This window comes from Williamsia sterculiae, assembly GCF_900156495.1.
Classification (GTDB): Bacteria; Actinomycetota; Actinomycetes; order Mycobacteriales; family Mycobacteriaceae; genus Williamsia_B; species Williamsia_B sterculiae.
Genome location: NZ_FTNT01000004.1, coordinates 23,144 through 37,751 on the forward strand (window position 1 = coordinate 23,144; position 14,608 = coordinate 37,751).

Sequence of the window (14,608 nt, forward strand, 5' to 3'; positions counted from 1 at the left end):
CTCGCCACTTCGCTTTCGTTGACTTCACTGCGCTTTGCAATTCAGCGCATAACTTGTAGCTCGCGCCTGTTACGAGGTTGCCACACAACAAACCTGCAGGTCCATACGTCGCAAGTGCGAATATGAGCCATGATTTCACATCTATTTGCCAACTTTGCGAAGATGGCGATGTGAACCACTGCCGTTCGCATGGCGCCGCGCTGATCAAAAAGTACGCTCGTACTGCAAGTTCTCCGTCAGCGGCCGGTTCGGCACCGGCCGGGCCGTCCGCGACCTCATCCGTGGTCGGTGGTCACCCGTGAGTGACCACAATCACGGTCGTCGACCGACCCGAACCCCACTCCCCCGTAACCTGGGTCGGTGAGCAAGACGTACGTGGGGTCGCGATTGCGGCAGCTGCGCTCCGAGCGAGGGCTGTCACAGGTGGCCCTGGCCCAGACCCTCGAGATCTCACCGTCCTACCTCAACCAGATCGAGCACGACGCACGACCACTGACCGTGCCCGTACTCCTGCGCATCAGCGAGGTGTTCGGCGTCGACACCAGCTTCTTCAACTCGCAGGACAACGTCCGGCTGATCGCCGAGGTCCGCGAGGTGGTGATGGACGAGGACGTCGACGCGGCCGCCGACGCGGCGGAGATCAACGACCTCGTCGGGTCCCATCCCGACCTCGCCCGGGCGATGGTGAACCTGCATCGCCGCTACCGGATGGTGAGTGACCAACTGGCCGCGGCCACCGACGAGCGCGGCGACGGTTCCCGACGAGGCTCCATCACCGCACCACACGAGGAGGTCCGCGACTTCTTCTACCAGCGGCAGAACTATCTTCCCGAGCTGGACACCGCGGCCGAGGAGCTGACCACCCGGATGCGAATGCACTCCGGTGACGTGCGCGGAGAGATCACCAAACGCCTGTCGACCGTGCACGGCGTCACCATCGTGCGGCGGGTCGACATGGGCGACAACGTCCTGCACCACTACGACCCGACGACCCGGAGACTGGAGATCTCGCGACATCTCTCGGCCGGTCAGCGCACGTTCAAACTCGCCAGCGAACTGGCATTCCTCGAATGCGGTGGGCTGATGGAGACGCTGGCCGACGAGGGCAATTTCACCAGTGACGAGGCGCGCAAGTTGGCGCTGCTGGGGATGGCGAACTACTACGCGGCCGCGGCGGTGCTGCCCTACAGCCAATTCCACGGCGCCGCCGAGGACTTTCGCTACGACATCGAACGGCTGTCCGCCTTCTACTCGGTGTCCTACGAGACGATCTGTCACCGGTTGTCGACGCTGCAGCGACCCAACCTGCGCGGTGTGCCGTTCTCCTTCGTCCGGGTGGACCGCGCGGGCAACATGTCCAAGCGCCAGTCCGCGACCGGGTTCCACTTCTCGGCCAGCGGCGGTACCTGCCCGCTGTGGAACGTGTACGAGACGTTCGCCTCGCCGGGCAAGATCTCCACCCAGATCGCCCAGATGCCCGACGGTCGCACCTACCTGTGGGTCGCTCGGACGGTGGAACGGCGCGCCGCCCGCTACGGCCAGCCCGGCAAGACCTTCGCCATCGGCCTGGGCTGCGAGCTGCGGCACGCCGCACGGCTGGTCTATTCCGACGGACTCGAGATCGGCCCACAGGCGCGTATCACCCCGATCGGCGCAGGATGTCGGGTGTGCGAGCGGGTCAACTGCCCGCAGCGCGCGTTCCCCGCCCTGGGCGCCGATCTGGAGATCGACGAACACCGCAGCACCATCTCGCCCTACCTGACCAACTGAGGCGACTACGGTGAGCCGGTGACCCACTCGCGTGTGAGCCCCGGCGACTTCCGGCGACTCGGCCCCGTCAACTGGCTCATCACCCGGGTCGTCGCCCGTGCCATCCGCGTCCCCGATGCACACCTGTTCTCCACCCTGGCCCGCACCGGAGGACTGTTCCGGGCCTGGCTGTACTACTCGGCCCGGATGATGCCGTTCGGAGTGCTCACCCGATGGCAGACCGAGGTGGTCATCCTGCGGGTGGCCACCCTGCGCGATTGTGGGTACGAACTCGACCACCACATCCGGTTGGGACGACGCGCAGGCATCGACGCGGCGACCCTGGCGAAGATCACCACCGGACCCACCGCCGACTGGGCTCCCCGCGAACGGGCCCTGCTCACCGCCGTCGACGAGCTGGTCACCACCCGCGACATCGGCGACGACGGCTGGACCGAACTCGCGGCGCATCTCAGCGAGCGGGAGCTGATCGCGGTGGTGATGTTGGTCGGTCAGTACGACTCGCTGGCCACCACCATCGGGACCCTGCGGATCCCACGCGACGACTTCGGGTCGCCCTCACCCGCTTCGAGCTCCCCCTCGCTTCGCTCGCCCTCCTCGACCTCCCCCTCGCTTCGCTCGCCCGGGTCGCGCCGGTGACCAACCCGGCACAACGGCAGGTCCGCGACCTGCTCACCACGGAGATCCTCGACGACAGTCAGGGATTCGTCGATGTCCTCGGCGACGCCGTCACCGGACGGTCGCTGTCGCTGTCGTTGATGCAGAACCCGATGTTCGCCGGCTTCTACGAGCGGGCGTGGCGACCGGCATTCACCCGGTTGTTCAGTCTGGGCGGTGAGGCCACCGCGGACGTCGACAGGGAGCTCGTCGAGCATCTCGGTCGTCCCGGCGAGCGTCGGATCCTCGACGTCGCCTGCGGCCCGGGTAACTACACGGCGCGTCTCGGCGAACGCCTCACCGGCGACGGTTGCTGCATAGGGCTGGACTTCTCCGCGCCGATGTTGCGGCAGGCGGTGGCCGACAATTCCGGCGAACGTGTCGCCTATGTCCGCGGTGACGCGCACCGGCTTCCTTTTCCGGACGACTCCTTCGACGCCGTGGTGTGTCTGGCCGCGCTGTATCTCATACCCGACCCCAAGGTGGTGATCGCCGAACTGATGCGGGTGTTGCAACCCGGCGGGGAGATCGCCGTGTTCACCACCGTACGGACCCGGTTGTCGGGCCTGCCCGGAGTGCAGTCCGTGGTCGGGTTGACCGGGTTGCACATCTTCGGACGACACGAGATCACCCGCCAATTGCAGCGAGCGGGCATAGCCGACGTGGAGCAGACCATCACCGGTCAGGCGCAGTACGTGCGGGCATACAAACCTCGGCGAGGGCGTGATCAGAAACCGCGGTAATCGCGCATGGCGAGTCGTGGACCCCGGCGTTCGGGACGTCGGGAATGTCGTTCGATCATTCTGATCACCCGGAATCGGTGACCGGCAAAGGGTTCGAGCAGGTCCAGCATCCCGTCGTCGTCCACCGGAGTGCCGGTGAGGGCGAACCCGACCAGTCCGGGGATGTGGTAATCCCCCACCGGTACACAATCGGCATCTCCCACCGCGCGGCATCGGGTTTCCGACTCCGTCCACGGTCCCACCCCGGAGAGCAACGTCAGCCGATCGGGATGGCGCTCCACATTCATCGCCGTCGCGCGCCAGATGGTCCGCATCCGGACCGGCTCGGCTCCGCTGCGATGCCAGTCCCAGCTCGGAATCTCCCGCCAGACCTGCTGCGGGGGCGGAACTCTCATATCCGGCCGTCCGGGTGCCGGCTCACCGTGCCGATACAACAGGTATCGCCAGGCCCGCCACGCCTCGATCCCCAACACCTTCTGTTCCAGCACCGCGGGCGCCAGCGCCTCCCACACCCGATCGGTGCGGCCGATGCGCAGCCCCTCGGACATCGCGATCATCCGCGACACCACCGGATGGTCGGTGACCAACTCCTCGGGATGGTCGTCGGCGCCCAACAGGGCGGGCATCCCTTCGAGCAACCAGTCGCCGCCCGCGCCCCAGGCACGCCCGGTGACCACCCCGGCGCGAGCCGAGATCCGCAGCGTTCCCGGCCCCTCCGGGGTGTGGCTGGTTCGCCACACCGACCCGTCACCGTCGTAGCGGAAGGCCGGATCGCCCGAACCCCGACGATGCAGACCGACGGTCGCGCGGATGTCCAGCGGCCACGGTGGACGCCATTCGCGGAGCTTCTCCCCGCGCACCGCGAATGGCGGCGTCACAGGTTGATCATGTGCCCGATCGCACCGTGAAAGACCTCCTGCAGGGCCTCGGTCATCGTCGGGTGGGTGTGGACGTTGCGGGCCAGCTCGTCGGCCGTCAGGTCCCACTTCTGCGCCAAGGTCAGCTCCGGCAACATCTCGGAGACGTTGTCGCCGACCAGGTGGCCACCGATCAACTCGTTGTGGGTCGTGTCGGTGACCAGCTTCACGAAGCCTGCCGTCTCGCCGAGGCCCATCGCCTTCCCGTTCGCGGTGAACGGGAACGTGGAGACCTTCACGTCGTACCCTTCGTCGCGGGCCTGCGCCTCGGTGAGACCGAAGGACGCCACCTGCGGCTGACAGAAGGTGGCCCGCGGCATCATCCGGTAGTCACCCAGGGTCAAGGTCTCGGCGCCGGCGATGGTCTCGGCAGCGACCACACCCTGGGCCTCCGCCACGTGCGCGAGCTGCAGTTTGGCGGTGACGTCGCCGATGGCGTAGATGCCGTCGACGTTGGTGCGCATGTGATCGTCGATGGCGATGGCGCCGCGCTCGGTCAGCTCCACACCGGCCTTGTCGAGGCCGTATCCGTCGACCCGCGGCGCGAACCCGACCGACATCAGCACCTTGTCGACGGTCAGCTCACCGTCCTTGTCGTTGCGGTCCTTGTACTTCACCACCACCTGCGAGCCCTTGTCGTCGACCGTCTGCACCTTGGTGGAGGTCAGGACGGTGATGCCGAGCTTCTTGAACTGCTTGGTCAGCTCCTTGGACACGTCGGCGTCCTCGTTGGGCAGCACCCGGTCGAGGAACTCGACGATGGTGACGTCCACGCCGTAGTTGGCCAGCACGTAGCCGAACTCCATCCCGATCGCCCCTGCGCCGACGATGACGATGGACTCGGGCAGGTCGCGGGTCAGGATCTGGGTCTCGTAGGTGACCACATTGTCCGACAGCTCCACGCCGGGAAGCAGTTTGACGGTCGATCCGGTGTCGATGATGCAGTTGTCGAAGGTGATCTCGCGATCGTCGACGGTTATCGTGTGCTCGTCGACGAAGACGCCGTACCCGTCGATCTCGGTGATCTTGTTCTTCTTCATCAGGAAGTGGACACCCTTGACGATGCCCTCGGAGACCTTACGGCTGCGGTCGTAGGCGGCGCCGAAATCAACGGAGATGTCACCGCTGATACCGAACGTCTTGGCCTGCTTGGTCACCACGTGGGCGAGTTCGGCATTGCGCAGCAGAGCTTTCGACGGGATGCACCCGACGTTGAGGCAGACCCCGCCCCAGTACTTCTCCTCGATGACGGCGACCTGCTGCCCGAGTTGCGCGGCACGGATGGCGGCGACGTACCCTCCGGGACCTGCGCCGAGGACAACGGTGTCAAAGTGTTCAGCCACGACGACCACCCTACGTCTCGGGTCGAGTGGTCGCAGGAGGATCCCCGGCCGTCGGGCACACTGGACACCCGTGACGACGACTGACCCCGACGACCCGGCAGACGCCACCCTCGAGGACCCTTATCTGTGGCTCGAAGACGTTGCCGGTGATGATGCGCTGCGGTGGGTGCGTGAGCACAACGCGCCCACCGTCGACGCGCTGACCGGCACCGACCGCTTCGCCGAGCTGCAGGCGGGTGCCTTGGAGGTGCTCGACACCGATGACCGGATCGCCTACGTGCGCCGTCGGGGCGAACACTTCTACAACTTCTGGCGCGACGCCGACAACCCGCGCGGGTTGTGGCGTCGCGCTACACCGGACTCGTACCGCACCGACTCGCCGGAATGGGACGTTCTCGTCGACCTCGACATGGTGGCCGAGCTCGAGGACGAGAACTGGGTGTGGAAGGGCGCGCTGGTGCTGCGACCGGACCACGAGCGCGCGCTGATCCTGCTGTCCCGCGGCGGTGCCGACGCCGCGGTGGTGCGTGAGTTCGACATGATGGAGCGCCGCTGGGTCGACGACGGCTTCACGCTGCCGGAGAACAAATCCGATGTCGGTTGGATCGACCGGGACACCGTCTACGTGGGTACCGACTTCGGCACCCTGCCCGACGGTGCGGGATCGCTGACCGAGTCCGGTTACCCACGCGTGGTCAAGCGATGGCGACGCGGTACCGACCTCGCGGACGCCGAAACCGTCTTCACCGGCGCGGTCAGCGACGTGGCGGTCGGCGCGGGGTATGACGACACCCCCGGGTACGAGCGCCACCTGATCACCCGGGCCTACGACTTCTTCGACTCCCTCACCTACGAGATCCGGGACGGCGAACCGGTGCTGGTCGAGGTGCCCACCGACGCCCACGTCGTCATCCGCCAACGGTGGTTGCTGGTGATGACCCGATCGGACTGGGCGGTCTCGGGGAACACCCACGGACCGGGCACGCTGCTGGCCTTCGACTACGAGGACTACCTGGCAGGCGACCGCGACGCGACCGTGCTGTTCACCCCGGATCCACACACCAGCCTGCAGAACATCAGCCTCACCGCCTCCCACCTGGTGTTGACCACGCTCACCGACGTGCAGACCGGTGTTCGCCTGTTGCGGCTGGGCAGCTGGGTGCCCGCCGAACTGCCGGGGTTGCCTGACCTCGCCACCATCGGTGTGCTCGACACCGATCCCGATGTCTCCGACGAGATCTTCCTGACCGCGAGCACGTTCACCACTCCGCCGACGTTGTTGTACGGCACCACCACCGAGGGTGTGTCCGTACTCAAGCAGAGCCCGGCGTTCTTCGACGCTGATCGCGTGCGGGTCAATCAGCAGTTCGCGACGTCCGATGACGGAACCACGGTGCCGTACTTCGTGGTCCGGCTCGACGACGTGGGGTCGGGTCCCACCCTGCTCTACGGGTACGGCGGATTCGAGAACTCGCTGACCCCGTCGTACGCGGCGATCGCCGGACGCAGCTGGATCGACCGCGGTGGCATCTACGTGATCGCCAACATCCGCGGCGGCGGCGAGTACGGCCCGCGATGGCACACCCAAGCTCAGAAGACCGGCCGTCACCTGGTGTACGAGGACTTCGCCGCGGTGGCCCGCGATCTGGTGGATCGGGGGCTGACCACCCCCGGACACCTGGCCGCACAGGGTGGGTCCAACGGCGGCCTGCTGATGGGCGTCATGCTCACCTCCTACCCGGAGCTGTTCGGCGCGTTGGTCTGTCAGGTGCCGTTGCTGGACATGCGTCGTTACCACCGGTTGCTGGCCGGCGCGTCATGGATGGCCGAGTACGGCGACCCCGACGACCCGGAACAGTGGGAGTCCATCCGGGCCTGGTCGCCCTACCAACGGTTGACCACCGATGCCACCTACCCTGCCCTGTTGATGACCACCTCCACCCGCGACGACCGGGTCCACCCGGGTCACGCGCGCAAGTTCGTTGCCCGCATGGAGGAGTACGGCCACCCGGTGCGGTACTACGAGAACATCGAGGGCGGGCACGGTGGTGCCGCCGACAACCGACAGGCGGCGTTCAAGTCCGCGCTGGCCTACGAGTTCTTGTGGCAGACCGTGGGCAGGGATCAGAGCTGACGAACGGTCGGCCGTGCGGCGAGGGTGTCGAGCCGGCGTCGCGTCGCTGTGGCCCCCACCGCGTCGGCCGCCCGTCGCACCTGCAGCACGCGATCCCGATCCAGACCACCGTCGACGATGAGCCGACGACGCAGTTCCAGTAGCGCGGTCTCGACCTCCCAGGCGGCATAACCGCGACGACGATGCTCACGCTGGGCATCGACGAGATGGGTTGCCGCACGGTCCAGCTGTCCCAGTGCGAGAGCGAGGTCGGCGAGATGATGGTGCACGACCCCGTATGCGCTCGACCAGATCATCACCGTGTGGTCGGCGTAGGGCAACAGTTCCTCGTACACCGCGCGTCGCACGCCGTCCCCACCGAGTTCGGCCGCGGCGCGGGCGAGCACCGCCATGGTCAGCATCCACAGGGGCGTCACCGCGACGGTCGCGACCGCATCGGGTCGGTCGTCGTACCAGGTCATCAGGTCGCGCGCGGCCGCGACGTCGCCCACGTCGGCCATGGCCAGGGCGATGATCGGTCGATACACCGGCACTCGTGCCAACACATCGGGTGACACGTCGAGCAGCTCCAGGACTTCGCCCAGACCACCTCGGAGAGTACGCAGCGCGGCCACCGGGGCCAGCAACCGCTCGTGCGGGGTCACCTCCGGACGCAGCGGTGGGATGTCCCGGAGCCGCGCGAGGTCGGCCTCGGCCGCGATCAGACGACCGGCTGTGACGGTCATCCCGAACCGGATGTGGTCGCACAGCCAGGCGACTTCGGCATCGCGGGAGATCTGGGTGGGCGTGATCGTCTCCACGGCGCGGGAGGCAGCGTCGAGGTCACCGAATTCGATGTGGCTACGGGCGATCGCGATGGCCGTGAACGGATCCCGAACGCGACCCCGTCCTGCCGCGGTGAGCGCGGTCATCTCCTCCAGCGCTCGCCCACGCAGAGCGCGGGTCTCGGGAACTCGCAGCGCGATGAGTACGGCCAGCATCACCTCGGCCAACGCGGTGCGGTCGCCGCAGGCCCGCGCGACCACCTCGGCCCGGCGCAGCAACCCCACCCGACCCTGAACGTCGTGGGTCCAGGCCAGTTCCGTCGCCATCCGCGCCGACAACCGGGCCACCTCGGCGCTCGCACCGCGACCGGACATCTGCAACATGTGCAGAGCGGCGCGCATGGTGCCGAGACGTTCTCGGTCGGGCAGGTACTGCTGGGCGAGGACCATCACCGTGGAGACGTCGGCGACGATCGCCGCCACCAGCAGATCGACATCGGTCACCCGTCGGGCCATCGTCGCGGCGGCGGCCAAGGTCTCCCGGTAGTGCTCGTCGAACGTGGCCTGTTCGGCGCGGCCGAGCTCGATGAGCATGCGACACCGGGTGGCCGAATCCCCTGGCGGCAGCGCCTCGAGCGCCTGCCGGTACCAGCGGACCGCGTCGTCGAAGGTGCCCGCCGCATCGGCACCTGCTCCGGCCCGGAACGCGTACCGCGCGAACGCTGCCCCGTCGCCGGGCGCTGATCTGGCCGCGTGGTGGGCGAGGCGGGCGAGTTCGGTCGGGGTGACCGTGGCCCCTACACGTTCCAACGCCGCGACGATTCGCCGATGCAGATCCTCGCGAGCCGTGGGTTCGATGGAGCCGTAGACGACGTCGTGCACCAACGGATGCCGTGTGTGCAAAGTGTCCTCATCGCGCGCTGTCAGCAGTTCCGAACGCAGCAGTTCGTCGAGCGCCTCCGCGAACGCCAGGTCGTCGTCGATCCGCGACGCGGTGCGCAGCACGAGCCGCGACATCGACATCCCGATGGCACCGACGAGGTCCAGCACGTCATCGGCGTCGGCGGAGATCGTCGCACGCGCGCGAGCGACGGCGTCGGCCACCGAGGTCGGCACGTTGTCGTGCCCCGCCGAACCGGCTCGGGCCGCGACCGCCGCGACCGCCGCGACCGCCAGCAAGGGCGAACCACCCGTCCAGGCGAGCAGAGTCACCGGGTCGACATCGACACCGGCGTCGGCGATCAGCCGTTCGACCTCGGTGAAACCGAACGGTCGTAGATCGACACGGTGTATGTCGCGGTGCGGCTGATACGGGCGGATGATCGCCGCGATCGACGGCACGTCGAGGAATGCGGTGCGGACGACCAGCACGAGACACAACCGCCTCCGGTCAGATGCGTCGACGAGGCGGCGTGTCAACGCCAAGGTGGCCGGTGAGGCCCACTGTAGATCGTCGAGGACCACCATCGCGGCGCCCGACCCAGGATCGCCCGATGGTGTTCGCACACCCCGTCGTTCGGTCGGTTCGGGGATCGTCGTCGAGATCTGCAGATCGTCCCGCGGCGACAGATCACGTACTCCTTGCGTCCCTCGGTGGTCGAGTTCACCGACGATGGCCTCCACGTACTGCTGATGGTCGACTCCCGGCCCGGCGTACCGACCGTTGAGCACCACCACATCCGACTCGCGGACTCGCTTCGTCGCCTCGGTGACCAGGGTGGTCTTGCCGATCCCCGCGTCCCCGGTGACCACCACCACCTGCCCGACGCCGGTCGCCGCCTTCCGCGCAGCGTCATCGATGACGGCGAGTTCCGCCTGACGTCCCACGAACGCGCGGACCGCGGACTCCTCACTCTCCTCGGCGGATTGCACCACGTCGGCATCGGAGGCATCGGCGGCATCACCGATGTCGTCGGTGCCATCGCCGCGCAACACGCGGCCGAACAATTCCGCTGTCTCCGCCGACAGCCCCACCCCGAGCTCGGTTGCGAGACGCGCGCGGCACCGGGCCACGGTCGTCAGTGCCTGCCCGCGGTCGCCGAGCCGCAGATAGGCGCGGATCAGGAGACGATAACCGTTTTCCGACAGTGGATCCAGGATCAGCAGGTGTTCGGCCGCCGCGATGGTGTGTTCGAGTTCGCCGATCTGCAAGGAGGCGGTGGCGTCGAGTTCGAGAGCCCGGACCAACAGCATGTCGCACCGGGTGCGGACGTCGTCGACCCACAGACCCTGTAGCGGGGAGAGCACCGGGGCGGACAACAGACGCACCGCCTGGCGAGCCCGTGGCGCGACCTCGTGGGCGGGATCGTCGGACGGCTCGCACAACGCCTGCGCCACCTCGATGTCGATCACCACCGAGTCGGGTAGATCCAACCGGACCAGCCCCTGTGCGGAGCGCAGACAGCGGCCGGAAATCCCCGCGTCCTCGAGTGACCCGCGCACCTTGGAGATCAGCGTGCGCTGCACCGCCTTCCACGAGCGCGGCCGCTCGACCGGCCAGAAGATGCGGGCGATCTCCTCATGTGTGACGTCGCGATGCCTGTGCACGGTGAGGAAAGCCAACAGCGCCATGCTGCGGTGCCCGTTCACCACGTGAGGGTCTCCCTCGTGGCCGGGCCGCACGATGCGGACGCCACCCAGCAGCCGCACCACCGTCTGCTCGGCATCCATCACGTGCCACCGGCGTCGACGACGGCGAGGTCCGTGGCGAGAGCGTCGACCCGGCGGCACACCGCGGTCAGGTCGAGGGCGTCGGCATCGGCTCGCACTCGCACTCGCCTGGCATCGTCGATCCGCCCGGTACGGGCTGCCTCGATGCACAGACCCAGATACTCCGACTCGACCACCCAGCCGCGGTAGCCCCGCGCGGTGTGTTCGCGCACCGCGTCGTCGAGATGCGCCTGCGCGGTGTCCAGATCACCGAGGGCCAAGGCGAGATGGGCCAGATGATGGTGCAGGACCCCGAAGACACCGGCCCACACCATGGCGGTCTGGTCCCCATACGGGAGCAGCCGGGTGTAGACCTCCCGACACACCATGGTGTTGCCCACCTGGGCACTCGCCCGCGCGAGTACCGCCATCGTGTGCACCCAGAAGTGGTCGTCGGGTATCTCGGCGACGCGCTCGGGGCCGTACCAGTCGATCAGCTGCGCGGCGCCCTCGTGGTCGCCGACGTCGACGAGCGCGGATGCCAACATCGGACGAAACGGTGGCGTCTCGTGAAAACGCTCCGCGATCTCGGCACGCGCCGCGACCTGCTCCCCCAGATCCCCTCGTAGGGTGCGGATCACCATCAATGTCAAATGCAGCCGAGCGAACCGACCGGTGTCCGTGGCGGGCGCCGGCAGAGCACGCATCACCGCCACACCCTCTTCGGCCCGTGCCAGTTGCCCCGCAGCGATGGCGATGCCAATCCGTCCGTAGCGATCCAAGGCCCAGAACTGTGAATTCTGTGCGAGTTGCGCCGGAGTGATCACGTCGAGAGTCGCGGTGGCTCCGGGCAAATCACCCTCCTCGACCTGTGCTCGGGACAGCCAGATCAGGGTGGGTACCTCCTGAACCTGCTGACTGTCGAGATCGAGCAGACCCGGCAGCTCTCGCACCGCCTGCGATCGCAGGTCTGCGCACTGGGGCACCCGCAGTCCGATCAGGGCGGCCAGCAACATCGAGACCGTCGCGGTCCGGTCGCCCACGCTTCGCGCTATCTGCATTCCTCGCAACACATATCGGCGGCGTGTCTGCCAGTCCGCACCCCACCCCAATTCCATCGCCAACCGCGCGAGCATCTCCGCTGCACGCGCGGTGTGGCCGAGACCCCGCGCCTCCAGGAGGTCGAGGGCGTCGTTCAGGTTGTTCACCCGCTCGTGGTCCACACCCGACATCCGGACGAAGGTGATCGTCTCCAGCACATTGTTCTGGACGGCCTCGATCTGCAGATCCGTCTCGTCGAGGCGGTGGGCCATGTCGGCAGCTTCGGTCAGGGTCGCTCGCGCCTTCGGATCGCCGATCCTGCGCTGTGCACGACCGATCTCGATGAGGACCCGGCAACGCTCGGCCGAGTCACCGCGCGGGATCATCCTCTTCAGCGCCTCACTGAAGTAGCCGATGGATTCCTCGAAGGCGGCCACCGCGAATGCGCTCTCACCCGCTCGGCTCGCGTAGTGCGCAGCCGCGGCCCGATCAGAGTCCAGGGCCTTGCCCAATTGATAGGCGATCCTGGCGAGTTCGTCCGCCGTCGACGTCGCACCGACGGTCTGCAGTGCAGCCCCCACGGCCGAGTGCAGCCGAGCACGCTGCGCACCGGGGAGGCTGCGATAGACGACATCCAGGATCACAGGATGCCGTATCCGCAGATGACCGCCGGTGTCGATGTCGGAGCGACCGCGGTCGTCGAGATCGCTCGTGGTCACGAGCCGCTGGGTGAGCAGTTCGGAGACCGCAGCGGCGAACTCGACGGAGTCGGTGACCCCCGAGGCAATCTGCACCACCACTCGTGGCACCCACATCCCGCCGACTGCGCACACCGCGAGAACGTCGCGCGCAGAATGACCGAGCCGTGACTGCGACCGCCGCACCGCGTCGGCCACCGAGTCGGGCAGCGTCTCATCCGGTCGCTCATCATGGGCACCGAGCATCGAGGTCAACAACAGCGGCGACCCCGCTGTCCGACGGTACAGATCCGCGGCGTCGAGATCGACCTGCTCCGAGCGGAGCAACTCGTCGATATCGGGTACCGAGAGCCCGTCGACCCGCACCCTCCGTGTCCGGTCCGGCGATACCGCAGCGGTCAGCGCGGCGATCGTCGGCGCGTCAACGTGGTGCGTGCGAACAGTCATCAGAATGCACAACCGATGCCGATCGGACGCTCTCAGCAGGTAGTCGATGATCGACAACGTCGCCTCCGACGCCCATTGCACGTCATCGACGACGAGCAGGATCGGTGCATCTCTGGCCGGACCGACCAGCCAATTCAGGATCGCCGTCATGATCACCGCCCGGTCATCGACGCTCACCTCGGGCGGCAACAGGTCGCCGAACCTCTCGGCGGCATGGGGGACCAGCCGTAGGATATCGGCACCGTTGCGCGACAACCGGTTCCGGGTTTCGACCGCATCACCGGAGTTCAGCTCGCGGGTGAGCGCCTCGACGAAGGGCTCGTAGGGGACCGCGGCCCCTTCACTGCACCGGCCCGACAGCACATCGACGCCCGAGGCCCGGGCGCGTTCCATGGCCTCCGTGGCCACGGCTGTCTTACCGACACCGGGCTCACCCTCGATCAGAACCAGCCGGCCGCGACCCCCGCGTGCGTCGTCGACCGCCAGCGCGATGTCCCGCAGCTGGGCCTCGCGACCAACCAGAACGCGACGTCGCGCGGCCGGGGTCGCCGCGGGTTCGGGAGAGGCAACCTCCCCTTCCTCGATCCTGCGGGCCAGTGCTTCGGTCACCGCCGACGGGTCGACGCCCAGTCGGTCGGCCAACGCCGCCCGGCATCGGTGCGCTGCGTCGCGCGCCCCGGCGTTGTCGCCGAGGTCCAGATGGCCGCGCATCGCCACCCGATATGCGCTCTCCCGCACCGGATCGAGAATCAGCAGTGACTCCGCCGCGGCGATCGCACCCTCGGCGTCACCGAGCTGCAGTGACGCGATGGCGTCGACCTCCAGGGCTCGCTCCCGCGCCAGCTCACAGTCGCGGCGCACCTCGTCGGCCCACCGTCCGAGAATCCCGTCGAGTGCGGGTCGGGTGAGCAACGCCAACGCTCGGCGAGCGTTGGCCACGGCGACCGCCGGCTCACTGTTGCCGTGTGACCACGTCCGGACCTGTTCGATGTCGACCGCGGTGCCGGGCGGCAACACCAGCCGGACCATCCCACGCCGGGATCGAAGACACTCCGCCTCGAACCCTGCCTCGATCAGCGCGTTCCGGGCTCGCGACAGCACGCCCCGCAGTGAGGGGTACCACCTGGTCGGTCGGTCGGCGGTCCACAACAAGGCGGCGAGTTCGTCGTGGTGGACGTCGCGGTCGCGGTGCACCGCGAGGTAGGCGAGCACCTCAGTACTCCGGGTGCCGGCGACGGCGCGGGGCTCCACGACCAGACCCGCATGCTCGACGGTGATGTCCCCGAGCAGCCGGACGACGATCTCGGGGGCTGGCATCCACCGATGATAATGCCGGGGATCATACCGAACGCGACGAGTGGCCCATGCCGGTGGAAACCCCGACCACCGGACCGGACGACCGTGATACATACCGTGAATCCGTCTCACCAGCGGCGATTACATTT

General features: G+C 67.7%; 7 protein-coding genes and 1 pseudogene. 4 read left to right on the top strand and 4 right to left on the bottom strand.

The features are described 5' to 3' along the window. The first annotated feature begins 360 nt into the window (after nucleotides 1-360). The 3 genes and pseudogenes from ramB (at nucleotide 361) to BW971_RS08055 (ending at nucleotide 3,170) form a co-directional block, all read left to right on the top strand. Complete coding sequence (gene ramB, locus BW971_RS08045; protein ID WP_076478394.1) at nucleotides 361-1,770, top strand: acetate metabolism transcriptional regulator RamB; 1,410 nt, start codon at nucleotides 361-363, stop codon at nucleotides 1,768-1,770. Between the two features lie 18 nt (nucleotides 1,771-1,788). Then, nucleotides 1,789-2,313, top strand: a pseudogene (locus BW971_RS08050) (carboxymuconolactone decarboxylase family protein); the annotation flags it as partial. 215 nt (nucleotides 2,314-2,528) lie between these two features. Beyond that, nucleotides 2,529-3,170, top strand: coding sequence for a class I SAM-dependent methyltransferase (locus BW971_RS08055; RefSeq protein WP_076478828.1), 642 nt, complete (start codon nucleotides 2,529-2,531; stop codon nucleotides 3,168-3,170). Here the strand turns inward: BW971_RS08055 and BW971_RS08060 are convergent. Both BW971_RS08060 and lpdA read right to left on the bottom strand, forming a co-directional pair. Further along, nucleotides 3,155-4,048, bottom strand: a complete 894-nt coding sequence (locus BW971_RS08060; RefSeq protein ID WP_234974303.1) for a DNA-3-methyladenine glycosylase family protein — start codon at nucleotides 4,046-4,048, stop codon at nucleotides 3,155-3,157. The genes BW971_RS08055 and BW971_RS08060 overlap by 16 nt on opposite strands. Next, nucleotides 4,045-5,430 (bottom strand): dihydrolipoyl dehydrogenase, encoded by a 1,386-nt coding sequence (gene lpdA, locus BW971_RS08065; protein WP_076478832.1) that lies wholly within the window; start codon nucleotides 5,428-5,430, stop codon nucleotides 4,045-4,047. Before lpdA ends, BW971_RS08060 begins: the two co-directional genes overlap by 4 nt. Before the next feature lie 70 nt (nucleotides 5,431-5,500). On the opposite strand from lpdA, the gene BW971_RS08070 reads away from it, so the two are divergent. Then, nucleotides 5,501-7,564, top strand: a complete 2,064-nt coding sequence (locus BW971_RS08070; RefSeq protein WP_076478398.1) for a prolyl oligopeptidase family serine peptidase — start codon at nucleotides 5,501-5,503, stop codon at nucleotides 7,562-7,564. Here BW971_RS08070 and BW971_RS08075 read toward each other — a convergent pair. Then, nucleotides 7,555-10,998, bottom strand: a complete 3,444-nt coding sequence (locus BW971_RS08075) for an ATP-binding protein (protein WP_076478400.1) — start codon at nucleotides 10,996-10,998, stop codon at nucleotides 7,555-7,557. The two genes, BW971_RS08070 and BW971_RS08075, sit on opposite strands and share 10 nt — an antisense overlap. Then, nucleotides 10,998-14,480 (bottom strand): ATP-binding protein, encoded by a 3,483-nt coding sequence (locus tag BW971_RS08080; RefSeq protein ID WP_076478402.1) that lies wholly within the window; start codon nucleotides 14,478-14,480, stop codon nucleotides 10,998-11,000. Before BW971_RS08080 ends, BW971_RS08075 begins: the two co-directional genes overlap by 1 nt. Nucleotides 14,481-14,608 lie beyond the last annotated feature (128 nt).

What these genes read in the sequence shown, in the direction of transcription:
- BW971_RS08055 (WP_076478828.1), top strand. Translation starts at nt 2,529, where the DNA reads ATGCAGAACCCGATGTTCGCCGGCTTCTACGAGCGGGCGTGGCGACCG.
- BW971_RS08075 (WP_076478400.1), bottom strand. Translation starts at nt 10,998, where the DNA reads ATGGATGCCGAGCAGACGGTGGTGCGGCTGCTGGGTGGCGTCCGCATC.
- BW971_RS08080 (WP_076478402.1), bottom strand. Translation starts at nt 14,480, where the DNA reads ATGCCAGCCCCCGAGATCGTCGTCCGGCTGCTCGGGGACATCACCGTC.